The organism is Lacrimispora brassicae, assembly GCF_054772055.1.
On record NZ_BRYH01000025.1, the window covers coordinates 1 to 22,983 of the forward strand.

At 42.9% G+C, this 22,983-nt stretch carries 36 protein-coding genes; 35 read left to right on the plus strand and 1 reads right to left on the minus strand.

The window, feature by feature from the left end; genetic code table 11:
* Positions 1-168 precede the first annotated feature (168 nt).
* The 33 genes from ACYVD3_RS11930 to ACYVD3_RS12090 all read left to right on the plus strand — a co-directional run bounded on the left by ACYVD3_RS11930 (position 169) and on the right by ACYVD3_RS12090 (position 18,599).
* Positions 169-1,521: a cell wall-binding protein gene (locus tag ACYVD3_RS11930; RefSeq protein WP_460642745.1), complete on the plus strand. Its 1,353-nt coding sequence runs from the start codon at positions 169-171 to the stop codon at positions 1,519-1,521.
* A 327-nt stretch (positions 1,522-1,848) separates the two neighbouring features.
* The gene (gene rpsJ, locus ACYVD3_RS11935) at positions 1,849-2,166 is read left to right on the plus strand and encodes a 30S ribosomal protein S10 (RefSeq protein ID WP_333645588.1); all 318 of its coding nucleotides are present in this window, start codon (positions 1,849-1,851) and stop codon (positions 2,164-2,166) included.
* 273 nt (positions 2,167-2,439) lie between these two features.
* The gene (gene rplC, locus ACYVD3_RS11940) at positions 2,440-3,075 is read left to right on the plus strand and encodes a 50S ribosomal protein L3 (RefSeq protein WP_460642746.1); all 636 of its coding nucleotides are present in this window, start codon (positions 2,440-2,442) and stop codon (positions 3,073-3,075) included.
* Between the two features lie 29 nt (positions 3,076-3,104).
* Positions 3,105-3,725 carry a 50S ribosomal protein L4 gene (gene rplD / locus ACYVD3_RS11945; protein ID WP_460642747.1) on the plus strand — a complete coding sequence of 207 codons (621 nt, stop codon included), beginning with the start codon at positions 3,105-3,107 and terminating at the stop codon, positions 3,723-3,725.
* Positions 3,725-4,024, plus strand: coding sequence for a 50S ribosomal protein L23 (gene rplW / locus ACYVD3_RS11950; protein ID WP_460642748.1), 300 nt, complete (start codon positions 3,725-3,727; stop codon positions 4,022-4,024). Before rplD ends, rplW begins: the two co-directional genes overlap by 1 nt.
* A gap of 210 nt (positions 4,025-4,234) precedes the next feature.
* Positions 4,235-5,083: a 50S ribosomal protein L2 gene (gene rplB / locus ACYVD3_RS11955; protein ID WP_460642749.1), complete on the plus strand. Its 849-nt coding sequence runs from the start codon at positions 4,235-4,237 to the stop codon at positions 5,081-5,083.
* 20 nt (positions 5,084-5,103) lie between these two features.
* A complete protein-coding gene (gene rpsS, locus ACYVD3_RS11960) occupies positions 5,104-5,385 on the plus strand; it encodes a 30S ribosomal protein S19 (RefSeq protein WP_013274336.1) in 282 nt (93 codons plus the stop codon).
* 71 nt (positions 5,386-5,456) lie between these two features.
* Positions 5,457-5,843, plus strand: a complete 387-nt coding sequence (gene rplV, locus ACYVD3_RS11965) for a 50S ribosomal protein L22 (protein ID WP_460642750.1) — start codon at positions 5,457-5,459, stop codon at positions 5,841-5,843.
* Positions 5,844-5,854: 11 nt separating this feature from the next.
* Entirely contained in the window at positions 5,855-6,511 is a 657-nt protein-coding gene (gene rpsC, locus ACYVD3_RS11970; RefSeq protein WP_460642751.1) for a 30S ribosomal protein S3, read from the plus strand.
* A complete protein-coding gene (gene rplP / locus ACYVD3_RS11975; protein WP_089995526.1) occupies positions 6,511-6,936 on the plus strand; it encodes a 50S ribosomal protein L16 in 426 nt (141 codons plus the stop codon). The genes rpsC and rplP overlap by 1 nt, the downstream gene beginning before the upstream one ends.
* Complete coding sequence (gene rpmC, locus ACYVD3_RS11980; RefSeq protein WP_460642752.1) at positions 6,933-7,145, plus strand: 50S ribosomal protein L29; 213 nt, start codon at positions 6,933-6,935, stop codon at positions 7,143-7,145. Before rplP ends, rpmC begins: the two co-directional genes overlap by 4 nt.
* Before the next feature lie 92 nt (positions 7,146-7,237).
* Entirely contained in the window at positions 7,238-7,492 is a 255-nt protein-coding gene (gene rpsQ / locus ACYVD3_RS11985) for a 30S ribosomal protein S17 (RefSeq protein ID WP_460642753.1), read from the plus strand.
* Positions 7,493-7,518: 26 nt separating this feature from the next.
* Complete coding sequence (gene rplN / locus ACYVD3_RS11990) at positions 7,519-7,887, plus strand: 50S ribosomal protein L14 (RefSeq protein ID WP_460642754.1); 369 nt, start codon at positions 7,519-7,521, stop codon at positions 7,885-7,887.
* Between the two features lie 14 nt (positions 7,888-7,901).
* Positions 7,902-8,207 carry a 50S ribosomal protein L24 gene (gene rplX / locus ACYVD3_RS11995; RefSeq protein ID WP_460642755.1) on the plus strand — a complete coding sequence of 102 codons (306 nt, stop codon included), beginning with the start codon at positions 7,902-7,904 and terminating at the stop codon, positions 8,205-8,207.
* A gap of 21 nt (positions 8,208-8,228) precedes the next feature.
* Positions 8,229-8,768 (plus strand): 50S ribosomal protein L5, encoded by a 540-nt coding sequence (gene rplE, locus ACYVD3_RS12000; protein WP_460642756.1) that lies wholly within the window; start codon positions 8,229-8,231, stop codon positions 8,766-8,768.
* Between the two features lie 15 nt (positions 8,769-8,783).
* Positions 8,784-8,969 (plus strand): type Z 30S ribosomal protein S14, encoded by a 186-nt coding sequence (locus ACYVD3_RS12005; protein ID WP_460642757.1) that lies wholly within the window; start codon positions 8,784-8,786, stop codon positions 8,967-8,969.
* Between the two features lie 24 nt (positions 8,970-8,993).
* Positions 8,994-9,395, plus strand: coding sequence for a 30S ribosomal protein S8 (gene rpsH / locus ACYVD3_RS12010; protein WP_460642758.1), 402 nt, complete (start codon positions 8,994-8,996; stop codon positions 9,393-9,395).
* Between the two features lie 67 nt (positions 9,396-9,462).
* Positions 9,463-10,005: a 50S ribosomal protein L6 gene (gene rplF / locus ACYVD3_RS12015; protein WP_460642759.1), complete on the plus strand. Its 543-nt coding sequence runs from the start codon at positions 9,463-9,465 to the stop codon at positions 10,003-10,005.
* Positions 10,006-10,022: 17 nt separating this feature from the next.
* Positions 10,023-10,391, plus strand: coding sequence for a 50S ribosomal protein L18 (gene rplR / locus ACYVD3_RS12020; RefSeq protein ID WP_460642760.1), 369 nt, complete (start codon positions 10,023-10,025; stop codon positions 10,389-10,391).
* A gap of 20 nt (positions 10,392-10,411) precedes the next feature.
* Entirely contained in the window at positions 10,412-10,921 is a 510-nt protein-coding gene (rpsE, locus tag ACYVD3_RS12025; protein WP_313185749.1) for a 30S ribosomal protein S5, read from the plus strand.
* Between the two features lie 13 nt (positions 10,922-10,934).
* Entirely contained in the window at positions 10,935-11,117 is a 183-nt protein-coding gene (gene rpmD, locus ACYVD3_RS12030) for a 50S ribosomal protein L30 (protein WP_460642761.1), read from the plus strand.
* Positions 11,118-11,143: 26 nt separating this feature from the next.
* A complete protein-coding gene (gene rplO, locus ACYVD3_RS12035; RefSeq protein WP_460642762.1) occupies positions 11,144-11,584 on the plus strand; it encodes a 50S ribosomal protein L15 in 441 nt (146 codons plus the stop codon).
* A gap of 1 nt (position 11,585) precedes the next feature.
* On the plus strand, positions 11,586-12,908 hold the full coding sequence (secY, locus tag ACYVD3_RS12040) for a preprotein translocase subunit SecY (protein WP_460642763.1): 1,323 nt from the start codon (positions 11,586-11,588) through the stop codon (positions 12,906-12,908).
* 84 nt (positions 12,909-12,992) lie between these two features.
* Positions 12,993-13,637 (plus strand): adenylate kinase, encoded by a 645-nt coding sequence (locus ACYVD3_RS12045; protein ID WP_460642764.1) that lies wholly within the window; start codon positions 12,993-12,995, stop codon positions 13,635-13,637.
* 3 nt (positions 13,638-13,640) lie between these two features.
* Complete coding sequence (map, locus tag ACYVD3_RS12050) at positions 13,641-14,405, plus strand: type I methionyl aminopeptidase (protein ID WP_460642765.1); 765 nt, start codon at positions 13,641-13,643, stop codon at positions 14,403-14,405.
* 10 nt (positions 14,406-14,415) lie between these two features.
* Entirely contained in the window at positions 14,416-14,694 is a 279-nt protein-coding gene (locus ACYVD3_RS12055) for a KOW domain-containing RNA-binding protein (protein WP_460642766.1), read from the plus strand.
* Positions 14,695-14,699: 5 nt separating this feature from the next.
* Positions 14,700-14,918 (plus strand): translation initiation factor IF-1, encoded by a 219-nt coding sequence (gene infA, locus ACYVD3_RS12060; protein WP_460642767.1) that lies wholly within the window; start codon positions 14,700-14,702, stop codon positions 14,916-14,918.
* A 340-nt stretch (positions 14,919-15,258) separates the two neighbouring features.
* The gene (gene rpmJ / locus ACYVD3_RS12065; protein WP_003497809.1) at positions 15,259-15,372 is read left to right on the plus strand and encodes a 50S ribosomal protein L36; all 114 of its coding nucleotides are present in this window, start codon (positions 15,259-15,261) and stop codon (positions 15,370-15,372) included.
* A 27-nt stretch (positions 15,373-15,399) separates the two neighbouring features.
* Positions 15,400-15,768 carry a 30S ribosomal protein S13 gene (gene rpsM / locus ACYVD3_RS12070; RefSeq protein ID WP_460642768.1) on the plus strand — a complete coding sequence of 123 codons (369 nt, stop codon included), beginning with the start codon at positions 15,400-15,402 and terminating at the stop codon, positions 15,766-15,768.
* A gap of 108 nt (positions 15,769-15,876) precedes the next feature.
* On the plus strand, positions 15,877-16,278 hold the full coding sequence (gene rpsK, locus ACYVD3_RS12075; protein ID WP_024348298.1) for a 30S ribosomal protein S11: 402 nt from the start codon (positions 15,877-15,879) through the stop codon (positions 16,276-16,278).
* Between the two features lie 16 nt (positions 16,279-16,294).
* Positions 16,295-16,888: a 30S ribosomal protein S4 gene (gene rpsD / locus ACYVD3_RS12080; protein WP_460642769.1), complete on the plus strand. Its 594-nt coding sequence runs from the start codon at positions 16,295-16,297 to the stop codon at positions 16,886-16,888.
* Positions 16,889-16,995: 107 nt separating this feature from the next.
* A complete protein-coding gene (locus ACYVD3_RS12085) occupies positions 16,996-17,964 on the plus strand; it encodes a DNA-directed RNA polymerase subunit alpha (RefSeq protein ID WP_460642770.1) in 969 nt (322 codons plus the stop codon).
* A 98-nt stretch (positions 17,965-18,062) separates the two neighbouring features.
* Positions 18,063-18,599, plus strand: a complete 537-nt coding sequence (locus tag ACYVD3_RS12090; RefSeq protein WP_460642771.1) for a bL17 family ribosomal protein — start codon at positions 18,063-18,065, stop codon at positions 18,597-18,599.
* Between the two features lie 273 nt (positions 18,600-18,872).
* Here the strand turns inward: ACYVD3_RS12090 and ACYVD3_RS12095 are convergent, their stop codons facing one another.
* On the minus strand, positions 18,873-20,150 hold the full coding sequence (locus ACYVD3_RS12095; RefSeq protein WP_460642772.1) for an IS4 family transposase: 1,278 nt from the start codon (positions 20,148-20,150) through the stop codon (positions 18,873-18,875).
* Between the two features lie 558 nt (positions 20,151-20,708).
* Between ACYVD3_RS12095 and ACYVD3_RS12100 the strand changes: the two genes are divergently transcribed.
* Both ACYVD3_RS12100 and ACYVD3_RS12105 read left to right on the plus strand, forming a co-directional pair.
* A complete protein-coding gene (locus ACYVD3_RS12100) occupies positions 20,709-21,935 on the plus strand; it encodes an N-acetylmuramoyl-L-alanine amidase family protein (protein WP_460642773.1) in 1,227 nt (408 codons plus the stop codon).
* 24 nt (positions 21,936-21,959) lie between these two features.
* The gene (locus ACYVD3_RS12105) at positions 21,960-22,982 is read left to right on the plus strand and encodes an N-acetylmuramoyl-L-alanine amidase family protein (RefSeq protein WP_460642774.1); all 1,023 of its coding nucleotides are present in this window, start codon (positions 21,960-21,962) and stop codon (positions 22,980-22,982) included.
* Position 22,983: the final 1 nt, after the last annotated feature.

The following is a 22,983-nucleotide window of genomic DNA, read 5'->3' on the forward strand; positions in this document are numbered from 1 at the left end:
CCCATTGCCCATAGTTCATAAGCAGTGGCAAGGTGACCGAAAAGGACGCAGAAAAACCAGGGAAATAATTTCGTAATAGAATTGAAAGATTAAAACAGTTGAATAATCTAAGATTAATTGTTAAAATAAATATTAGTAAAAAAGGAAATCCCTGTAAGGAGTGAGGATATGAAAAGAAAAGGACTCATCATGCTGGCTGTTACCGCCATGCTGGCGATTGGCACTGTATCTGTGGATGCCTGGGCAGCGGAAGGTTGGGCTCAGTCAGGAAGCGCCTGGGTTTATTATGATTCAGGTGGAAGTAAGGTGACGAATACCTGGAAAAAGGGTGCGGACAACCTTTGGCGTTATTTAAACAGCAGCGGCGATATGGCTGTAAATACCTGGGTGGAAAATACTTACTACATGGATTCCAACGGAATTCTGGTGACGGATAAGTGGATGAAGTTCCAGGATTCAGGCAGTTCCCAGTACAAATGGTATTATTTTGGCAGCAGCGGAAAAGCCATTATGGACAACTGGTCCAAGATCAATAACAAGTGGTATTACTTTGATTCCAATGGTGAGATGCAGACTGGCTGGGTCCTTGATAATATCTATTATTGCGGAACCGACGGAGCCATGCGTACCGGCTGGCAGAAGCTTTTTTCTCCTGACAGCGATTACGACGGAGACCGTGTTGCTCCGGGGGATAATGATGACGGAAAATACTGGTACTATTTTAACGACAGCGGTAAAAAGTATGTTCCAAAGGATGTATCCGGTGATTATGCCACCTATAAAATTGACGGAGTATCCTACTGCTTTGATTCAGATGGAGCCCTTCAGACCGGCTGGAAGAACGTGGGAATCGAAAATGCCGAATATGATATCCAGAATTACAAATACTATGACAGCAATGGAAAGCTGAGAGTGGGTTGGTATTCCGTGGAGCCGCCTCAGGATCTGTCCGGATATGAGGAGAGCATAGAGTGGTTTTATTTTTCCAATTCCGGAGTTCCAAAGACCGGACCCAAGGAGGGAGAGGCCACTACCCAGAATATAACCAAAATAAATGACAAGACCTACCTATTTAATAACCTGGGCAATCCTGTATATGGACTGCAGAAGGTGATGATCGGAAGTACTTCAGAGTATACGGCCTTTTATTTCGGTGATAAGAAGACCAGCACCATGCAAAAGAGCAAAGTAAAGGTAATCGAAGGAGACGGCAACGAAGCGACCTATTATTTCAGTGACAGCGGACGGGGCTATACCGGAGTCAAGGATGGTTCCTTATATTATATGGGCAAGCTTCAATGTGCTGATGAAGGAACCAAATATGAAGCCATTGCCATTCCTACGGGGAGCACCACCACCACCTATGTGGTGAACACCTCCGGCAAGGTGGCAAAAAGCACAACGGTAAAGAACTCTGAGGGAGTAAAATATAAGACCGGAAGCAACGGAAACTTATTAAAAGTGGATGATGAAACTCCAAGCGGAGAAGGCAGAACCCCTACGGAACCGGGCTGGAACTAGAAGAAAGACGATTAATGGCGCAAAAACTGAGAAAATCAGATTTTGCGCCGTTTTTTTGAAAAAAATGCTTGCAATGTAAAAAAAAATATGCTATCATACAAAGGCTGTGGCATGATAGCTGTGAAGCGTGAGGTTGCTGCTTATATAAGCAGGTTTTCCGTGGAGCGAATGTCAAGTTAGGAAACTGGCGACAAGTCACTGTACAATTTAAGATTCTGTTTATGCAAACAGAAAGTCAGTGTGTGGTCTTAAAGGACACACACGGGAACGTGTACAGTCACCGCTTGTCGTACTTCTACTAAGTGCGAAAAGGAGGCGACTTTTTTTATGGCAAGTCAAGTAATGAGAATCACATTAAAAGCGTATGACCATCAGTTGATTGATCAGTCTGCAGGCAAGATCATCGACACTGTAAAAAAGACAGGATCTAAAGTGAGCGGACCGGTGCCGTTACCAACCAAGAAGGAAATAGTAACCATCTTAAGGGCGGTTCACAAGTACAAAGATTCCAGAGAGCAGTTCGAGCAGAGAACGCATAAGAGACTCATTGATATCATTACACCAAGCCAGAAGACTGTTGATGCATTATCCAGACTGGAAATGCCGGCAGGTGTGTATATCGATATCAAGATGAAGAATAAATAATCTTCATCAGAAGCATTATGAAAGCTCCATTGTCACTGGGCAAGAGAAAGACCTTGCTGAGTGCCTGGAAGTGGGTTCACATGTAAGCGTCTGAAAGAAAGACGCAAAATGTTCCATGCATGTCCTGAAGGGTTTTAATATAGAAGTAACACGTTTCCTGTAAGGAATCAACATCTCTGCCAGGCGGAGTCATAGTGTTCCACGTATATTGGACTGTTCTAGGATGATTGCGAAAGCAATCCGCTGTAGAATTAACAAACAGGAGGTAAAAACATGAAGAAGGGTATTTTAGCTACCAAAGTCGGAATGACACAGATCTTCAATGAGAATGGAGTATTAACTCCGGTAACAGTTCTTCAGGCTGGCCCTTGTGTAGTAACACAGGTTAAGACTGTAGAGAACGACGGTTACAGTGCAGTACAGGTTGGTTTCGTTGATAAGAGAGAAAAACTTGTCAGCAAGCCGATAAAAGGCCATTTTGATAAGGCCGGTGTATCTTACAAGAGATATGTAAGAGAGTTTAAGATTGAGAATGCTGACCAGTATTCTGTAAAAGATGAAATTAAGGCTGAGGTCTTTGTAGCAGGTGATAAGATCGACGCAACCGCAATCTCCAAAGGTAAAGGTTTCCAGGGTGCTATTAAGAGACACGGACAGTCCAGAGGACCTATGGCTCACGGTTCCAAGTTCCATCGCCATGCAGGTTCCAACGGTGCTGCTTCTAATCCGAGCAAGGTATTCAAGGGCAAAAAGATGCCTGGCCAGATGGGTAACAAGAAGGTAACAATCCAGAACCTTGAAATCGTTAGGGTTGATGCAGAAAACAACCTGATTTTGGTTAAGGGTGCTGTACCAGGACCTAAGAAGTCTTTAGTAACAATCAAGGAAACAGTAAAAGCATCTAACTAATGCTTTTATAAGAAAGGAGGATCACACAGATGGCAAACGTATCTGTTTACAATATGGAAGGTAAAGAAGTTGGCACATTAGAGTTAAACGATGCAGTGTTCGGTGTAGAAGTAAATGAGCATCTCGTACACATGGCAGTCGTAAGCCAGCTTGCAAATAAGCGCCAGGGCACACAGAAAGCAAAAACACGTGCAGAAGTATCCGGCGGCGGAAGAAAACCATGGAAGCAAAAAGGAACCGGTCATGCAAGACAGGGTTCAACAAGATCTCCCCAGTGGACAGGCGGTGGAGTCGTTTTCGCTCCCGCACCAAGAGATTATACAATCAGACTCAACAAGAAGGAAAGAAGACTTGCTCTTAAGTCTGCTCTTACCAGCAGAGTTAAGGAGAATAAGTTCATCGTTGTTGATGAATTAAAGTTTGATGAGATCAAGACAAAGAAATTCCAGACAGTTTTAAATAACTTAAAGGTATCCAAGGCTCTTGTAGTTGTTGGCGAGGACAGCACAAACACAGTAATGAGCGCAAGAAACATCACTGCTATTAAGACTGCTTTCGCTAATACCATCAACGTATACGATATCTTAAAGTACAGCACAGTTGTTGCTACCAAGACTGCTGTTGCAGCAATCGAGGAGGTGTACGCATAATGGCAGATATTAAGTATTACGACGTAATCCAGAAGCCTATAGTAACTGAGAAGAGCATGAACGCTATGGCGTCCAAGAAGTACACATTTTTAGTGCACACAGATGCTAACAAGGCTATGATCAAAGAAGCTGTTGAAAAGATGTTCCCAGGTACAAAAGTTGCCAGAGTGAACACCATGAACTTAGAAGGAAAGACCAAAAGAAGAGGAACAACCTTTGGTAAGACCTCTAGGACAAAGAAAGCTATCGTTCAGTTGACGGCTGACAGCAAAGACATCGAAATCTTCCAAGGACTGTAAGAGGAGTATTTTCTCTGTCATCAGACAGTGGAATGAAACGATCAGTCAACCTATGTGATGAACATTATATCACGATAATTGAGATACGCCAGGCGGCGTTGAAGCACTTGAAAACCTTTGTGTCCAAAACCATGGACAATAAAGAGGAACGCCGATGGCATACCTTTATGCCCGGAAAATAAGGGCAATAAAGAAGAAAGGAGAAATATCATGGGAATTAAAAAGTATAACCCATATACCCCTTCCAGAAGACACATGACTGGTTCTGATTTCAGCGAAATCACAAAGTCAACTCCTGAGAAGTCCTTAATCAGCAAGACGATCAATAAAACAGCCGGCCGCAATAACCAGGGTAAGATCACGGTAAGGCATCGCGGAGGCGGCGTTAAGAGAAAATATAGAGTCATTGATTTTAAGAGAAACAGCAAAGATGGAATTGCAGCAACTGTTATCGGTATTGAGTACGATCCAAACAGAACTGCCAATATCGCACTGATCTGCTACGAAGACGGCACAAAGGCTTATATCCTTGCTCCGGCTGGTTTGACAGACGGGATGAAGGTCATGAGCGGTGAACTGGCAGAAGCAAAAGTTGGCAACTGCTTACAATTAGGCCAGATCCCAGTTGGTTCTCAGGTTCACAACATTGAGCTTTATCCTGGAAAAGGCGGACAGTTGGTTCGTTCCGCAGGAAATGCTGCTCAGTTAATGGCAAAAGAAGGCAAATATGCAACCCTTCGTTTACCCTCCGGCGAGATGAGAATGGTTCCGATCAACTGCAGAGCCACCATCGGTGTTGTAGGCAACGGCGATCATAACCTGATCAATATCGGTAAAGCTGGTAGAAAGCGTCACATGGGCTTCCGCCCAACTGTACGTGGTTCCGTTATGAACCCTAATGACCATCCTCACGGTGGTGGTGAAGGCAAGACCGGTATCGGACGTCCAGGCCCAAGTACACCATGGGGCAAACCGGCACTTGGCTTAAAGACCAGGAAGAAAAACAAGAATTCTAACAGACTGATCGTTAGAAGAAGAGATGGAAAGACCGTTAAATAATTGAAGGAGGTTAAGAATCTATGGCTCGCTCACTTAAAAAAGGACCATTTGCAGATGCTCATTTACTGAAAAAAGTAGATGTTATGAACGCAGCAGGACAGAAACAGGTAATTAAAACCTGGTCTCGCCGTTCTACAATCTTCCCGCAGATGGTTGGACATACAATTGCAGTTCATGATGGCAGAAAGCACGTCCCGGTATATGTTACAGAGGATATGGTTGGACATAAGCTGGGTGAATTTGTTGCTACAAGAACTTACAGAGGACATGGTAAGGACGAGAAAAAGTCAGGCCGTAAGTAATATAGAAACAGACACCTTTGGGCATTCTTACGGATTCCCAGGGGCGTTAAAGTTGAAAGGAGGATTCACCAATGGCTAAGGGACATAGAAGCCAGATTAAGAGAGAAAGAAATGCCGTGAAGGACACCAGACCATCAGCAAAGTTATCCTATGCTAGGGTTTCTGTTCAGAAAGCATGCTTCGTATTAGATGCCATCAGAGGCAAGGATGTTATGACAGCACTTGGTATTGTAATTTACAATCCCAGATATGCTTCTACTTTAATAGAGAAGTTATTAAAATCAGCAGTTGCTAACGCTGAGAATAACAATGGTATGGACCCTGCAAAACTTTACGTAGAGGAATGCTTTGCAGATAAAGGACCGACAATGAAGAGAGTAAAACCGAGAGCACAGGGCCGCGCTTACAGAATCGAAAAGAGAATGAGCCACATCACCATCGTGCTTAATGAAAGATAAGGAGGCAAATAATGGGACAGAAAGTTAATCCACACGGCTTAAGAGTCGGTGTTATTAAAGACTGGGACTCAAAATGGTATGCTGAAGCTGATTTCGCAGATAACCTGGTAGAAGATTATGCGATCAGAAAGTTTATTAAAAAGAGATTATATAGCGCCGGTATTTCTAATATCGAAATCGAGAGAGCATCTGACCGCGTAAAAATTACGATTCACACGGCTAAGCCAGGTGTTGTCATCGGTAAGGGCGGATCTGAGATTGAAAAATTAAAAGTTGAAGTTCAGAAGCTTACAGCTAAAAAGTTATTTGTTGACATCAAGGAAATCAAAAGACCTGATAAAGACGCTCAGTTAGTAGCTGAATCCATTGCACAGCAGTTAGTGAACCGAATATCCTTCCGCCGGGCGATGAAGTCCACCATGGGCCGTTCTATGAAGTCTGGCATAAAGGGCATTAAGACTGCAGTTGCAGGACGTCTTGGCGGCGCTGATATGGCTCGTACCGAGTTCTACAGCGAAGGAACCATTCCGTTACAGACACTTAGAGCAGATATTGACTATGGTTTCGCTGAAGCAGATACAACCTTCGGTAAGATCGGTGTTAAGGTATGGATCTACAATGGCGAAATACTTCCAACTAAAGGAAACAAGGAAGGGAGCGGAAAATAATGTTAATGCCTAAAAGAGTTAAACGTCGTAAACAGTTCCGTGGATCCATGGCTGGTAAAGCGTTAAGAGGCAATACCATCAGCAACGGCGAGTTTGGTTTAGTTTCCATGGAACCATGCTGGATCAAATCCAACCAGATTGAGGCAGCCCGTGTTGCCATGACCCGTTATATCAAGCGTGGCGGTAAAGTCTGGATCAAGATTTTCCCGGATAAACCTGTAACAGCAAAGCCAGCAGAAACCCGTATGGGTTCCGGTAAGGGCGCTCTGGAATACTGGGTAGCAGTAGTTAAACCAGGCCGTGTATTATTCGAAATCGCTGGAGTACCTGAAGAAACAGCACGTGAAGCTTTACGTCTTGCTATGCATAAGTTACCGTGCAAGTGTAAGATTGCTGCTAAAGCAGATTTAGAAGGCGGTGAATGACAGTGAAAAATGATAAGTATGTTGAAGAATTAAAAGGAAAATCAGCTTCAGAACTGAATGAAGAATTAGTATCTGCAAAGAAAGAACTTTTCAACTTAAGATTCCAGAATGCGACCAACCAGCTTGACAACACAAGCAGGATCAAAGAGGTTCGCAAGAACATTGCCAGAATTCAGACTGTTATAACTGAGAAGGCTAAATTGGCTTAAGTTGCAGTTTTTTAAAAAGCATGACACACACGAGTGTGTGTAAACTTATAGATTGGGCCGCAGGGCCAAAACTCGAAAGGAGAATACCGAACGTGGAAAGAAATCTTAGAAAAACCCGTACTGGTAAGGTTATGAGCAGCAAGATGGATAAGACCATCGTTGTAGCCATTGAAGACCATGTAGAACATCCTTTATACGGCAAGATCGTAAAAAGAACATATAAATTAAAAGCCCATGATGAGAAAAATGAATGCAATATGGGCGATACAGTAAAAGTAATGGAAACAAGACCGCTGTCTAAAGACAAGAGATGGAGACTTGTTGAGGTTATCAGAAGAGCGAAATAATTCATTTCCAGGAAGGAGTAACAGGTATGATTCAGCAGGAAACCAGATTAAGGGTTGCCGACAATACCGGTGCAAAAGAGCTTCTTTGTATCCGTGTTATGGGCGGCTCTACAAGAAGATATGCTAATATTGGTGATGTTATCGTTGCCACCGTAAAAAATGCAACGCCTGGTGGTGTTGTGAAAAAAGGTGACGTTGTAAAGGCCGTAGTTGTACGCACCGTTAAGGGCGCACGCCGTAAAGACGGTTCTTATATCAAGTTCGATGAGAATGCTGCCGTAATTATCAAAGATGACAAGACTCCCAAAGGAACTCGTATCTTTGGACCGGTTGCCAGAGAGTTAAGAGAGAAACAGTTCATGAAAATTGTTTCCTTAGCTCCGGAAGTATTATAAGGAGGTGTCGGACTGTGCATAAAATTAAAAGAGATGACTTAGTAAAGGTTATCGCAGGAAAAGATAAAGACAAACAGGGCAAGGTTCTTCATATAGATACGAAGACTAACAGAGTCGTAGTGGAAGGCATCAACATGATCACAAAGCATGTAAAGCCAGGCCCAGGCAGCCCACAGGGTGGTATCGTACAGAAGGAAGCCGCACTTGACATCTCCAACGTAATGCTTGTTGTTGACGGAAAAGTGACCAGAATTGGTTTTGAAGTAAAAGACGGCAAAAAAGTCCGTGTTGCAAAAGCAACCGGTAAAGTAATTGACTAATTCGGAGAGGAGGAATAAAAATTGGCTAGATTAAAAGAGATATACCAGACAGAAGTCGTAGAAGGTATGATCAAGAAATTTGGATATAAGAACGTCATGGAAGTGCCGAAGTTAAATAAGATTGTCATCAATATGGGTATTGGTGAAGCAAAGGAAAATGCCAAGATTTTAGACTCTGCAGTAAGAGATTTAGAAATCATCTCCGGTCAGAAGGCAGTCTTAACAAAAGCTAAGAAATCAATTGCTAACTTCAAGATCAGAGAAGGTATGCCGATCGGCTGTAAAGTAACCTTACGCGGCAAGAGAATGTATGAATTTGCTGATCGTCTGATCAACCTTGCACTTCCTCGTGTACGTGACTTCAGAGGAGTAAATCCTAACGCGTTTGACGGAAGAGGAAACTATGCTCTTGGTATCAAGGAACAGCTTATTTTCCCTGAAATTGAGTACGACAAAGTTGACAAGGTAAGAGGTATGGACGTTATTTTCGTTACTACCGCTAATACAGACGAAGAAGCCCGTGAACTTTTGACATTATTCAATATGCCATTTGCAAAATAGTAGGAGGAATAATCCATGGCAAAGACTTCAATGAAGATCAAACAGCAGAGACCTGCAAAATTCTCCTCAAGAGAATACAGTCGTTGCAGAATCTGCGGTCGTCCACATGCTTATTTAAGAAAATACGGAATCTGCAGAATCTGCTTCCGTGAATTAGCATACAAGGGCCAGATCCCAGGCGTTAGAAAAGCAAGCTGGTAAAATAAGGAAGGAGGCAATTTCAAAATGACTATGAGCGATCCAATCGCAGATATGCTTACAAGAATCCGTAATGCAAATACTGCAAAACATGATACAGTAGATGTACCTTCATCTAAGATGAAATTAGCTATTGCTGATATCCTTGTAAAAGAGGGCTACATTAAGAAATATGATGTCGTAGAAGACGGTGCATTCCAGACCATCAGGATCACCTTAAAATACGGTAAAGATAAAAATGAGAAAATCATTACAGGTATTAAGAGAATCTCCAAGCCAGGTTTACGTGTATACGCAAACAAGGAGGAGTTACCCAGAGTACTTGGCGGTTTAGGAACAGCCATTATCTCCACAAACCAGGGCGTTATTACCGATAAGGAAGCACGTACCGTAGGTATCGGCGGAGAAGTACTGGCATTTGTTTGGTAATTAACAGAAGCATCTGAAAACAGAAGAAGCGCAGAGCTTCTTCCGAAAATTTAAGGAGGTAAACGGCATGTCACGTATAGGAAGAATGCCTATCGCGGTTCCGGCAGGTGTAACTGTTGCAATCGCAGAAAATAATAAAGTGACTGTAAAAGGTCCTAAGGGAACTCTTGAAAGAGTATTGCCATCTGAGATGACAATCAAAGAAGAAGACGGTCATATCGTTGTCACAAGGCCGAACGATTTAAAGAAGATGAAATCTTTACACGGTCTGACAAGAACATTAGTAAACAACATGGTCGTTGGTGTTACAAACGGCTATGAGAAAAAGCTGGAAATTAATGGTGTTGGTTACAGAGCACAGAAGCAGGGCAAGAAGCTGGTTCTTTCTCTTGGTTACTCCCACCCGGTAGAGATGGAAGATCCGGAAGGTATCGAAGCTACCATGGAAGGACAGAACGTCATCATTATTAAAGGTATCGATAAAGAAAAAGTTGGCCAGTACGCTGCTGAAATCAGAGATAAGAGAAGACCTGAACCGTATAAGGGCAAGGGTATCAAGTATGCTGACGAAGTGATCAGACGTAAAGTTGGTAAGACTGGTAAGAAATAATTAAGGAGAGTGTAAAGATGGTTAGCAAACAGTCAAGAAGCGAAGTTCGCGTTAAAAAGCACAACAGATTACGTAACCGTTTTGCAGGCACTGCAGAAAGACCGCGTTTAGCTGTGTTTAGAAGCAATAATCATATGTATGCTCAAATTATTGACGATACAGTTGGTAAGACTTTAGTCGCTGCTTCTACAGTAGAAAAAGAAGTAAAGGCAGAATTAGAGAAAACTAACGTCGTTGATGCTGCAGCATATGTAGGTACCGTAGTTGCAAAGAGAGCTCTTGAAAAGGGAATTAAGGAAGTTGTTTTTGACAGAGGCGGCTTTATATATCAGGGTAAAGTTCAGGCATTAGCAGACGCAGCAAGAGAAGCTGGTCTGGAATTCTAAGTAGAGAGGAGAATGACAGCGTGAAACGTACAATTTTTGATGCAAATCAGTTAGAATTAAACGACAGAGTAGTTGCTATCAAGCGCGTATCTAAAACCGTTAAAGGTGGACGTACCATGAGATTCTCTGCTTTAGTAGTCGTAGGTGATGGCAATGGCCACGTAGGTGCTGGTCTTGGCAAAGCCGGTGAAGTTCCAGAAGCAATCCGTAAAGGAAAAGAGGCTGCAGTTAAGAACATGGTTGCTATTCCCATTGACGAGAACAGCAGTATCCCTCATGACCTGATCGGAAAGTTCGGAAGTGCATCTGTACTTCTTAAGAGAGCTAACGAAGGTACAGGAGTTATCGCAGGAGGCCCTGCACGTGCGGTTTTAGAACTTGCAGGTGTTAAGAATATTCATTCTAAATCCTTAGGTTCCAATAATAAGACCAATGTAGTTTTGGCTACGATCGAGGGATTAACCCGGTTAAAAACTCCTGAGGAAGTTGCAAAGCTTCGCGGCAAATCTGTTGAAGAGATTTTAGGCTAAGGAGGATATGAAAATGGCAGATAAATTAAAAATCACATTGGTGAAATCCCCGATCGGCGCAGTTCCGAAGCATAAAGCAACCGTTGAAGCATTAGGCTTAAAGAAGCTTCATAAGACAGTTGAAATGCCGGACAATAACGCCATCAGAGGCATGATCGCCAACGTGCGTCATTTAGTAAAAGTTGAAGAGATTTAAAAGAATACAGTAAGGAGGTGCAAGCGATGGATTTATCAAATTTACAGCCTGCGTTAGGTTCCAAACACAGCGACAACTTCAGAAGAGGCCGCGGACATGGTTCAGGAAACGGTAAGACAGCAGGTAAGGGTCATAAGGGACAGAAGGCACGTTCCGGTGCAACCAGACCAGGTTTTGAAGGTGGTCAGATGCCTTTATACAGACGTATTCCTAAAAGAGGCTTTACAAATAGAAATACTAAAATAATCATCGGTATCAATGTTAGTGCTTTAGAAAGCTTTGACAACGGTACGGTTGTTACTGTTGAGACTTTGTTAGAGAGCGGTATTGTTAAGAATCCGCGTGATGGTGTTAAGATCCTTGGAAATGGAGAATTAACCAAAAAGCTTACAGTAAAGGTAGATGCTTTCAGCGAAGGCGCAAAAACCAAAATCGAGGCTTTAGGTGGAACCTGCGAGGTGATCTAATATGTTAAAAACACTCCGTAATGCATTCAAGATCAAGGACTTAAGAAAGAAACTCATCTTTACGTTCCTGATGCTGGTGGTTACCAGAATCGGTTCTCAGCTGCCGATTCCAGGAGTTGAAACAAGCTTTTTTAAAGATTTTTTTGCTCAGCAGAACAACGATGCGTTTGGATTTTTCAACGCCATGACAGGTAGCTCCTTTACCAACATGTCCGTATTCGCCCTGAGCATTACCCCTTACATCACATCTTCCATCATCATGCAGCTTTTGACTATTGCGATTCCAAAGCTTGAGGAAATGCAGCGAGATGGTGAAGACGGAAGAAAAAAGATTGCAGAATACACCCGTTACGTAACAGTTGGTCTGGCTTTAATCGAGTCCGTCGCTATGGCGGTCGGATTCGGAGGCCAGGGTCTGTTAAAAGAATTTAATGCATTAAGCGTTATCATCGCTGTTGCGACGATGACAGCAGGAAGTGCTCTTCTGATGTGGATCGGCGAGCGGATTACGGAAAAAGGCGTGGGCAATGGTATTTCCATGGTCCTGTCATTTAACATCATTTCCAGCTTTCCGTCTGATGCGTCAACCTTATATACCAGATTTATGTCTGGAAAATCCGTTGCCGTAGCAGCAGTAGCAGCCATTATTATTCTTGCAGTTATCATAGCGATTGTGGTATTTGTCATCATCCTTCAGGATGGTGAAAGAAGAATTCCAGTACAGTATTCCAAAAAGATGCAGGGACGGAAGATGGTCGGCGGCCAAGCCTCCAATATCCCGTTAAAGGTGAATACAGCCGGCGTTATTCCGGTGATCTTCGCTTCCTCTATTATGTCGTTCCCCGTAGTAATCTCCCAGTTTTTTGGGACTCAGATCAACTACAACAGCATTGGAGGCCACATTTTGACGGCACTGAATTCTTCTAGCTGGTTCAAGCCGGAAAGGCCGGTGTACTCTATCGGTCTGCTTGCTTACGTGGCTCTTATCATCGTGTTCGCTTATTTCTACACATCAATTACCTTTAACCCGCTTGAGGTTGCGAATAACATGAAAAAGTCCGGCGGTTTTATCCCTGGTATCCGTCCAGGAAAGCCAACCAGTGATTATCTCAATTCAATTTTAAATTATATCGTGTTTATAGGCGCATGCGGCTTGACGATTATTTGTATCGTTCCGATCATGGTCTCTGGTCTATTCAGTGTAAGCCATTTATCCTTTGGAGGAACATCCTTGATCATCATCGTCAGCGTAGTCTTAGAGACGTTAAAAGCGATTGAATCTCAAATGCTTGTACGTTATTATAAAGGCTTTTTAAACGATTAGAGGACAAACCAAGAGAAACACGCACGGCGTGTTTTTCTTGGAATTTGTGTTATTTAACCTTATGTTTAGAGGGAGGGACTGTCTATGAAAATTATCATGTTAGGCGCTCCTGGTGCCGGCAAAGGCACCCAGGCAAAAAAGATTGCTGAAAAATATCAGATTCCCCATATTTCTACCGGAGATATTTTTCGCTCCAATATTAAAGAGGGAACAGAGTTAGGCAGGAAGGCAAAGGAATACATGGATCAGGGCGCTCTTGTGCCGGATGAATTGACCATTGGAATGCTCATGGACCGAATCCAGAACCAGGACTGTGAACATGGGTATGTGCTGGATGGTTTTCCAAGAACGATTCCCCAGGCGGAAAGTCTTAAAAAGGCACTTTCTGAGATGGGCCAAAAAGTTGATTTTGCAATTGATGTGGATATATCAGATGAGAAAATCATAGACAGAATGGCAGGACGCCGCGCCTGTATTGCCTGCGGGGCTACATACCATATTGTGTATAATCCAAGCAGGATTCCCGATGTATGTGATGTATGCGGGGCAGGCCTTGTCCTGCGGGATGATGATAAGCCGGAAACTGTTAAAAGGCGTTTGTCGGTCTACCATGATCAGACAAAGCCTCTGATTGATTATTATAAGGAAGCAGGTGTACTGGTGAATATTGATGGGACACAGGAATTGAGCAAGGTGTTCTCGGACATCGCTGCTGTTTTAGGAGCATAGTTTATGTCAGTTACGATTAAATCTGCAAGAGAGATAGAACTTATGAGAGAGGCGGGAAAGATTCTTTCTAAAACTCATGAAGAGCTTTCAAAAGCCTTGAAACCGGGGATGACAACCTGGGATATTGATCATCTGGGAGAAGAAATCATAAGGAGTTACGGCTGTGAGCCCTCTTTTCTGAACTATAACGGTTATCCCGCCTCCATCTGTGTTTCCGTAAACGATGAAGTGGTTCATGGGATTCCAAGCAAAAAGCGTGTTTTGATGGAGGGCGATATCGTAAGTCTGGATGCCGGGGTTATTTACAAAGGATACCATTCCGATGCGGCAAGGACTTACGGGATCGGGGAGATTACTCCTTTCGCAGGGCAACTCATAGAAGTGACAAGACAATGTTTCTTTGAAGGGATTAAATATGCAAAATCTGGCAATCATCTGAATGATATATCTGCTGCAATCCAGAACTATGCGGAAAAATTCGGATTTGGAGTTGTCCGGGATCTGGTAGGCCATGGAATCGGCTCTCATCTCCATGAAGAGCCTGAGGTGCCTAATTTTGCACAGAAAAGACGGGGAATCAAATTAAAGCCGGGAATGACACTGGCCATCGAACCTATGATCAATGGGGGAACGCCGGAGGTGGCATGGCTTGATGATGATTGGACCGTGGTAACAGAGGATGGAAACCTTTCCGCCCATTATGAAAACACCATATTGATCACGGAGGGTGAACCGGAGATCCTTAGTCTGGTTTCCCATGTCCGCTGAGGAAGTGTCCATGTTAGATACCGGAGCATTTGTAAGGTCTGTGGCGGGACACGATAAAGGCGGTTATTTCTTCATATTACGGGAGGAAGGGGAATATATATATTTGGTGGACGGTAAATACAGACGTCTGGACTGCCCGAAGAAGAAAAAGAAGAAGCATGTGGAAACCCTTTTATGGGAGAAGCATTCCCCTGGAATGAAAATCAGGGAAAATAAATCAGTCACCGATGAAGAAATCAAACATTTCATCAGATGTTTCAAAAGAGAAGAACAGGTTGTTAGGAGGTAAGCTTTATGTCAAAAGCAGATGTTATTGAAATTGAAGGAATCGTTGTGGAGAAGTTGCCCAATGCCATGTTTCTGGTACAACTGGAGAATGGCCATCAGGTACTGGCTCACATCAGCGGAAAACTTCGCATGAACTACATTCGTATTTTACCGGGAGATAAAGTGACCATTGAGATGTCCCCTTATGATTTAAGCAAGGGAAGAATCATCTGGAGAGACAAATAAGGCACCATTTTATGAATGGCTGCCTGTTTCTCAGGCGCGACACGCCAGGGTAAAGGGTTAATAAATATATAGGAAAAAGTGCTTGCATTTTAAAATAAACAGTGTTATAATGCTATAGCGACTTTGTTGAAATACTGGGTGTATTATGCCCTTTTGGGGCAGCACTGGTTTTACGATAAAACACACTGCATGTATACTCAGAAAGCTCTTTGCAAGAGGAGACTCCGTCGTCACCAGGCTCGTGAAAGAGCCGGCCGGGTGCCGGGGAGTGTTTTCCCACGGAAGCGTCTGTTTACAGATGCTCAATGCGAAAGGGCGCATAACGGAAAGGAGAATTGCTGTGAAGGTTAGATCATCAGTCAAACCAATTTGCGAAAAATGCAAAATCATAAAGAGAAAAGGCAGTATCAGAGTAATCTGTGAAAATCCTAAGCATAAGCAGAGACAAGGTTAAAAAAAATAATGGAGGTGTAATACACAAATGGCTCGTATTTCAGGTGTTGATTTACCAAGAGAAAAACGTGTTGAGATCGGCTTGACCTATATCTACGGTATCGGCAGAACAAGTTCAAACCGCATCCTGACAGAAGCTGGCGTTAGTCCTGATACTCGTGTTAAGGACTTGACAGACGACGAAGTAAAGAGAATTTCATCAGTGATTGGTGATTCTCAGACAGTTGAAGGTGATTTACGTAGAGAAATCGCTATGAACATCAAGAGGCTTCAGGAAATCGGATGCTATCGCGGAATCCGTCATAGGAAGAGTCTGCCTGTTCGTGGTCAGAAAACTAAGACCAACGCAAGAACTCGTAAGGGTCCTAGAAAGACTGTAGCAAACAAGAAGAAATAAGTAAGGATAAGTATATCCTCACCCAATAACAGCGAATCACGTTACATGTTTTAAAAACAGGAATAACAGGATTCAGATGCAAGTAAAAAGAAAGTAGGTTAGTTTAAAATGGCTAAAAAAATGTCCACTACTAAAAAAGTGACAAAAAAGCGCGTAAAGAAAAACGTTGAACGCGGACAAGCACATATCCAGTCATCTTTTAATAACACGATCGTGACATTAACAGATACACAGGGTAATGCATTATCCTGGGCAAGTGCTGGTGGTCTTGGCTTCAGAGGTTCAAGGAAATCTACTCCATATGCAGCTCAGATGGCGGCAGAAACTGCGACTAAGGCAGCTCTTGTGCATGGTTTAAAATCAGTAGACGTTATGGTCAAAGGTCCTGGTTCAGGCCGTGAAGCAGCTATTCGTGCACTTCAGGCATGCGGATTAGAGGTAACCAGCATTAAGGATGTAACACCGGTTCCACATAACGGTTGTCGTCCACCAAAACGTAGAAGAGTCTAATTAGGAGGTAATTACAGTGGCAGTTGATAGAGTTCCTGTTCTTAAAAGATGTAGATCCCTTGGTCTTGATCCAATCTATTTAGGAATAGATAAAAAATCAAACAGAGAATTAAAAAGAGCTAACAGAAAGATGAGTGAGTACGGCATTCAGCTTAGAGAAAAGCAGAAAGCTAAATTCATCTACGGAGTTCTTGAGAAACCTTTCCGTAACTACTATGCCAAGGCTTCCAGAATGAATGGTCTGGTAGGTGAAAACCTCATGATCCTTCTGGAGAGAAGACTTGACAATGTGGTATTCCGTATGGGATTTGGAAGAACAAGAAGAGAAACCAGACAGATGGTTGACCATAAGAGCATTCTTGTAAATGGCAAGTGCGTAAACATTCCTTCCTATTTAATTAAGGTTGGAGATGTGATCGAAGTAAAAGAGAAGTGCAAAGTCAATTCAAGATTTAAGAGTGTTCAGGAAGCAACCGCAGGACGTATGGTTCCGGCATGGCTTGATGTTGACCATGAGAATTTACGTGGTACTGTAAAAGAGTTACCAACAAGAGATGAGATTGATGTTCCGGTGAATGAAATGCTTATCGTCGAGTTGTACTCCAAATAATTGAAAGTCTGTTGATTGAAGCCGGCTTTCGCCCGGGGGGATATTCCTCCGGGCAAGGTTTGAGTATAAGACCCTCGATACAAAATACCCAAAAGGAGGGGCTATTAGTGTTCGATTTTGAAAAACCAAACATTGAGATTGCTGAAATCTCAGAAGACAAAAAATATGGCAAGTTTGTAGTTGAACCGCTTGAAAGAGGTTATGGCACGACTTTAGGAAATTCCTTAAGAAGAATCATGCTTTCTTCCTTACCGGGCGCTGCAGTCAGTCAGGTAAAAATCGACGGCGTTTTGCATGAATTCAGTTCTATTCCAGGTGTTAAGGAAGATGTAACTGAGATCATCATGAACATCAAGAGCTTATCTATTAAAAATAACAGCGATACCAACGAAGCAAAGGTTGCGTACATTGAGTTTGAAGGCGAAGGCGTTATAACTGCTGCGGATATTCAGGCAGATCCGGATATTGAGGTTACAAACCCGGAGCAGGTTATCGCCACCTTAAGCGGCGGCACGGACAGCAAGTTCTATATGGAACTTACTATTACCAAGGGCCGCGGCTATGTAAGCGCAGACAAAAATAAGAGTGAAGATTTACCGATTGGCGTGATTGCCGTTGATTCTATTTATACACCAGTGGAGCGCGTCAATATGACGGTAGAAAACACACGAGTAGGTCAGGTTACCGATTATGATAAGCTGACATTAGATGTATTTACAAATGGGACCTCGGCGCCGGATGAGGCAGTCAGCCTTGCAGCAAAGGTGCTAAGCGAACATTTGAACCTGTTCATTGATTTGTCCGAGAACGCTAAGACTGCAGAAGTCATGGTGGAAAAAGAGGATAATGAAAAGGAAAAGGTTCTGGAAATGAACATTGATGAACTGGAGCTTTCCGTCCGTTCATACAACTGTCTGAAGAGAGCCGGTATCAATACGGTGGAAGAACTGTGCAACCGTACCTCCGAAGATATGATGAAGGTTCGTAATCTGGGCCGCAAATCTTTAGAAGAAGTGTTGGCTAAGTTAAAAGAGTTAGGCTTGCAGCTTAACCCAAGCGATGATGCCGGTGTATAACCGGACTGCTTGAAGTAGCTGATTTATGGAGATTAAGCGCCGGTACAGTAAGTCCGAAGAAGCGTGTACCTGTGTTCCACAAATGGAGGAATATTAAAATGGCAGGATATAGAAAACTGGGAAAAACTTCCAGTCAGAGAAAAGCATTAATCAGAAGCCAGGTAACTGCATTATTATATAATGGCAAAATCGTGACAACAGAGGCAAGGGCAAAAGAGATCCGCAAGGTGGCTGAAGGCCTTATCGCTTTAGCGGTAAAAGAGAAAGACAATTTTGAGACTGTTAAGGTTACTGCAAAGGTTGCACGTAAAGATAAAGACGGTAAGAGAGTGAAAGAAGTCGTTAACGGCAAGAAAGTTACCGTATACGATGAAGTGGAGAAAGAGATCAAAAAAGACCTTCCTTCCAGACTTCACGCAAGAAGACAGATGTTAAAGGTTCTTTATGATGTAACAGAGGTTCCGGCAGAAGCTGCAGGAAGAAAGAAAAATACAAAATCTGTTGATCTGCCAAAGACGCTGTTTGAAGACGTTGCACCAAAGTATGTATCCCGTAACGGTGGTTACACACGTATCATTAAGATCGGCCAGCGTAAGGGCGACGCAGCTATGGCTGTAGTTCTGGAACTGGTATAATCCACGAAAGCAATGAGCAGTGTTGAAGAAAGGTTCGATAAAATTTTCGTTGTGCTTGCACATAAGAAAATTTTATCGAACCTTTCTTCATAGGGCGAATGCCCAATGTCGTCAACTTAATTAAATTTATTGTGTACTTTGACAACTGAATAATGTAATTATACAAAAAATAGCGGATTTATGAGAAATGCTGTGACTTTTATAGCAAAAAATAGTATACTAAATAAAAGCTTATATGATAAGCCCCAAAATAACCTTTCTTTTTATAAGAACCTATATGCAGGGTTTACGGTTGTGATGATGCTTTCGTCTGGTAAGCTTGGTTTTACGCTCATATTTCCGGTTGGGACGGATTTGTGAGCGTATTTTTTTAGACTGTAAAAGTATCAGTTCTAATGTTGCCGTAACGTTTTCCATGCCCGTTAGGATTTTAACCAAATGCTTTTTTATCCGGTTTATCAAGAAGCCCCGATTGACCTGGTAGGAACGGCCAGACGAAGATGCTTTTACTTCCATGGCAATTTTTTCATCTACAGTACGTTTCATAATCGATACCAGATTAGAAAAGAACAAGGTTAAGTAAAAATCCTGCCGCAGGATCTGGGAGCTGCTTCCTGAGAAGTTCTCCAGCTGAAGCCGGTCTTTGAGCTCCTGGTATTTTCCCTCAATTCCCCAACGGAGAAAATACAATTCTTTTAATAACTCCATGGTGATTTCCGGATCGAAGATATTGGTAATAAGAGTTTCTTCCCCGCCGCCTTCTAAGGAGAAGCGGACTACGCGGACGAGAGTATCGTGTCCTTTCGGGTATTTGGGGCCATAATGAATCACGATGTCATTGGAATCCGCACACTCCATGGCCTTGGTGCTGTTTTTCAGCCTCATGACAAAAAGCTGCTTCTTCTGTGTAAGTTCCTCAAACATATCAAAAGAGGGATAGCCCCGGTCAAAGATAAGAATACTTTCTAAAGGGATATCCAGGCAGTCAAGGCTCTCCAGATGTTTTAGAGCAAAAGCCCTTTCACTGTAATTGCAGATGTTCATCTGGGCATCAATCATGATATCGTTCATTACGTCAAAAAGAACAGAGGCTGAAGCCATTGCAAACTGCGTACCTGTCTGATTCGTGCTGGTTCCAAATTCGTTTAAATTCTGCTTGGTTTGGGGCATTTGCAGAGTTGTTCCATCTATGGCGAGTATCCGGTAGCCATGCCATGTGTCAGGAGAAGCACAAAGCTGATAGTACATGGAACAGGAAACCCTCATCAATTCCTGGAATGCCTGAATATGAATGCCCTTACGTGCCTTTGCAACAGCCTGTTTTGAAAGTTCCTGTATGCCCAGCTGCGGGAAATCCTCTAAAAAATCAATGATATTAATGGACATCGATTTTTTAGACTGATGCAGAAGGAAATACATCAGGTTTTCAAAACCAAGCTTTCTTTTTCTTGTAAAACAATTGCCAATACGGTAAGCTGTCTTAAAATCCTCTGAGTGAATCAGGGATTGTACCGTTTCAATAATGGATTGGCATATGGTAATCCCCTCCATGTGGCACCTCCTCCTAAAAAAGTATTCAAAAGAGGGGCTGAATTTTTGGCCACATTTGTCAATAGGTAAAAAACATAAAAATCAAGATGATTTTTGGCTATAATTACATTATTCAGTTGTCAAAGTACAAGTTTTTCTTAAGTTGACGACATTGGGCGAATGCCCGTGAGCTGGCAAATCCTACGGATTTGTCAGCTTGCACTGCGGACTACCAGCTTGCATTTCCAACTTATCCCGATATTGGACCAAACCCTCTATCGGGATTTTTTTGTCAGCAATTCACTAAACGAATATACAAGCATATTCATTCGCCCAATGCCGCGGCAACTAAGAAAAACTCCCAAGGCATATTTTTCTTAGTTATTCATCAGGAAATTGTGTACCCGTGGAGCCTATTTTTCCGATTTCGTTAATTTCACATTTACCTGTAAAGAAACGCAAGAATAAAGAAAGAATATCGTAAGTTGACGGTCAATTGCTTTCAGGGATATAATGTCAGTAATAGGAGTAGATGACTATTTTGTCAGATTACGTTAAATTAGAGTGGGAGGTTTTTTTATGAGACATTTTAAACGGTTCGTTGCTTTGGCTTCTATGGTAAGCCTATTGGGACTCAGTATCCCATTTGAATCCCTGGCTGCTGTAAAGACCATAACATCAGTGACCATTAACGCAGGGCTGGAGGAGTTGGCATCAGGGGAGACGCTGCCATCAGAGGATAGCTTTAAAATGAATGAAGCAACAGGAAATTATGTTTATACCAATAATGACAGATACGAAGTGACAGAGTTGGACTGGGTCACATCCAACACCAAGGAGATGAAGGTGGGTTCCGAACCCAAGATGAAGGTGACTTTAAGGGCAACAAATTCTGATGAATATGCCTTTAAGGGCGGATATCAGTCCAGTAACATTTCCATTAAAGGCGGAACCTATGTTTCTGCCAGCCGTTCAGGAACGGACACCTTGTATGTCACATTTACTTTTAAGCCTATAAAGGGCACTTATGATTCACCGGAGGATGCTGACTGGAAAGATTCCGGATACGGCAATGCCAAGTGGAGTTCTGTGGATAATAGTTCAGGTGCTTATGATGTTTATTTATATAGAGGAAGCAGTATTGTAAAAAAGGTGGAGAAGCTTAAGGCCACCACATATAACTTCTATCCTTATATGACAAAGGCAGGCACCTATAGCTTTAAAGTGCGTACCGTACCTTATACGGAAAGCGAGCAGAAGTATGGCAAGAACAGTGACTGGACAGAATCTGATGAAGTATATCTGCCCCAGGAAAAGGTATCTGACGGAAGAGGCCAGGATGACGGCGCTCCTGTAAGCGGTCAGGTAGGCTGGATCAAAAACGGCAGCTCCTGGTATTACCGCTATCCCGATGGAACCTATCATAAGAACAACTGGGCTAAGATCAATAATAAGTGGTATTTATTTGATTCCAACGGCGCTATGGTCACCGGCTGGCAGCAGAGAAATAACTTATGGTATTTCTTAAACAGCGACGGAACTATGACAACAGGATGGGTCGTTTCTAATAATAAATGGTATTGTTTAAATCCTTCTACTAGCAGCGGTGTGGAGGGAGCTATGATGATCGGATGGATCAATTATAATAATAAATGGTATTATACCGATAATACAGGTGCCATGCAGGAAGGCTGGAAGCAGGTAGACGGAAACTGGTATTATTTCTATCCAGGTGAGGGATCAAAGGCTGTCAATACTACAATCAGCGGATTCCCGGTGGATGGCAACGGCATATGGCGTAAATAATATCAGGAAAGGAAGTAGATATCAATGAAGTGGATGCAGGGAAAAAAGAAGTGGCTGGTGCTTTTATGCGCTTTCATGGTCCTGGGAACAGGGATGACGGTTCCGGCCTCCGGAAGCCTGAAGATCCGCCTGGATCATGGGAGTAGAACCAGTTGGACGGAAGGGATCCAGGTTCCGACTGTAACAGTGAATTATTCAGAGGAAAGTCTTGAATGGAATAAGGATGTGGATGAATGGGTTCCCGGAAAAAAGATAACCGGTACCATAAGAGTCAACGGCACTTATACCAGATCTGATTGCACCGTTTATGGGGGCAGCCTGGTCTCTGTTAAGGCAGAGGAGGGGGAAACCATAATAAAGGTGTCCTACGTTCCCGTAGCAATGCTGGAAAGCCCGGAAAGGGCAGGCTGGAGCGACAGCGCCAAAACAAAGGCTTCCTGGAAGAAGGTTCCTTTTGCATCCAGATATCAGGTGATCCTGTACAAGGAAGGCGGTATCTGGATCAAGAGCCTGACTACTTCGTCTACTTCTGTGGACCTTTTGCAGTACATGGATGGAGGCTATAAGTATTACTATACCGTAAAGGCAATTTTAAAGGATTCTTCTGAAAATGATTATTTAAAAGAAGGAGAAGTGACCACCTCCGATGATTCCGTGCTTCAGGAACTGGGAGAAACTTCCGGAACCTGGGCAGAGTATCAGAACGGAAAGAAGTACCGGGGCGAGGATGGAAACTATGTTGTGGGCCAGTGGAAGATGGTCAGCGGAAAATGGTATTATTTTAACAATGATGGTTACGCAGTCATTGGCTGGCAGTATATAGGCAATAAATGGTATTATATGGGAGCAGATGCCCAGATGCTGACCGGCTGGCAGCAAGTGAACGGAAAATGGTATTACTTAAATACTGAAGGCGACATGGCTATCGGCTGGATCCAGCCGCAGCCTGGAAAATGGTATTATTTCTATAGTGACGGCAGTATGGCGGTGAATACCAAGGTTGAGGGCATTTATCAGGTGGACGGCTCCGGACTTTGGACTCCGTAAT

Coding starts and splice junctions, on each gene's coding strand:
- ACYVD3_RS11930 (WP_460642745.1), top strand. CDS start 169: ATGAAAAGAAAAGGACTCATCATGCTGGCTGTTACCGCCATGCTGGCG.
- rpsJ (WP_333645588.1), top strand. CDS start 1,849: ATGGCAAGTCAAGTAATGAGAATCACATTAAAAGCGTATGACCATCAG.
- rplC (WP_460642746.1), top strand. CDS start 2,440: ATGAAGAAGGGTATTTTAGCTACCAAAGTCGGAATGACACAGATCTTC.
- rplD (WP_460642747.1), top strand. CDS start 3,105: ATGGCAAACGTATCTGTTTACAATATGGAAGGTAAAGAAGTTGGCACA.
- rplW (WP_460642748.1), top strand. CDS start 3,725: ATGGCAGATATTAAGTATTACGACGTAATCCAGAAGCCTATAGTAACT.
- rplB (WP_460642749.1), top strand. CDS start 4,235: ATGGGAATTAAAAAGTATAACCCATATACCCCTTCCAGAAGACACATG.
- rpsS (WP_013274336.1), top strand. CDS start 5,104: ATGGCTCGCTCACTTAAAAAAGGACCATTTGCAGATGCTCATTTACTG.
- rplV (WP_460642750.1), top strand. CDS start 5,457: ATGGCTAAGGGACATAGAAGCCAGATTAAGAGAGAAAGAAATGCCGTG.
- rpsC (WP_460642751.1), top strand. CDS start 5,855: ATGGGACAGAAAGTTAATCCACACGGCTTAAGAGTCGGTGTTATTAAA.
- rplP (WP_089995526.1), top strand. CDS start 6,511: ATGTTAATGCCTAAAAGAGTTAAACGTCGTAAACAGTTCCGTGGATCC.
- rpmC (WP_460642752.1), top strand. CDS start 6,933: ATGACAGTGAAAAATGATAAGTATGTTGAAGAATTAAAAGGAAAATCA.
- rplN (WP_460642754.1), top strand. CDS start 7,519: ATGATTCAGCAGGAAACCAGATTAAGGGTTGCCGACAATACCGGTGCA.
- ACYVD3_RS12005 (WP_460642757.1), top strand. CDS start 8,784: ATGGCAAAGACTTCAATGAAGATCAAACAGCAGAGACCTGCAAAATTC.
- rpsH (WP_460642758.1), top strand. CDS start 8,994: ATGACTATGAGCGATCCAATCGCAGATATGCTTACAAGAATCCGTAAT.
- rplF (WP_460642759.1), top strand. CDS start 9,463: ATGTCACGTATAGGAAGAATGCCTATCGCGGTTCCGGCAGGTGTAACT.
- rplR (WP_460642760.1), top strand. CDS start 10,023: ATGGTTAGCAAACAGTCAAGAAGCGAAGTTCGCGTTAAAAAGCACAAC.
- rpmD (WP_460642761.1), top strand. CDS start 10,935: ATGGCAGATAAATTAAAAATCACATTGGTGAAATCCCCGATCGGCGCA.
- rplO (WP_460642762.1), top strand. CDS start 11,144: ATGGATTTATCAAATTTACAGCCTGCGTTAGGTTCCAAACACAGCGAC.
- secY (WP_460642763.1), top strand. CDS start 11,586: ATGTTAAAAACACTCCGTAATGCATTCAAGATCAAGGACTTAAGAAAG.
- ACYVD3_RS12045 (WP_460642764.1), top strand. CDS start 12,993: ATGAAAATTATCATGTTAGGCGCTCCTGGTGCCGGCAAAGGCACCCAG.
- map (WP_460642765.1), top strand. CDS start 13,641: ATGTCAGTTACGATTAAATCTGCAAGAGAGATAGAACTTATGAGAGAG.
- ACYVD3_RS12055 (WP_460642766.1), top strand. CDS start 14,416: ATGTTAGATACCGGAGCATTTGTAAGGTCTGTGGCGGGACACGATAAA.
- infA (WP_460642767.1), top strand. CDS start 14,700: ATGTCAAAAGCAGATGTTATTGAAATTGAAGGAATCGTTGTGGAGAAG.
- rpsM (WP_460642768.1), top strand. CDS start 15,400: ATGGCTCGTATTTCAGGTGTTGATTTACCAAGAGAAAAACGTGTTGAG.
- rpsK (WP_024348298.1), top strand. CDS start 15,877: ATGGCTAAAAAAATGTCCACTACTAAAAAAGTGACAAAAAAGCGCGTA.
- ACYVD3_RS12090 (WP_460642771.1), top strand. CDS start 18,063: ATGGCAGGATATAGAAAACTGGGAAAAACTTCCAGTCAGAGAAAAGCA.
- ACYVD3_RS12095 (WP_460642772.1), bottom strand. CDS start 20,150: ATGGAGGGGATTACCATATGCCAATCCATTATTGAAACGGTACAATCC.
- ACYVD3_RS12100 (WP_460642773.1), top strand. CDS start 20,709: ATGAGACATTTTAAACGGTTCGTTGCTTTGGCTTCTATGGTAAGCCTA.
- ACYVD3_RS12105 (WP_460642774.1), top strand. CDS start 21,960: ATGAAGTGGATGCAGGGAAAAAAGAAGTGGCTGGTGCTTTTATGCGCT.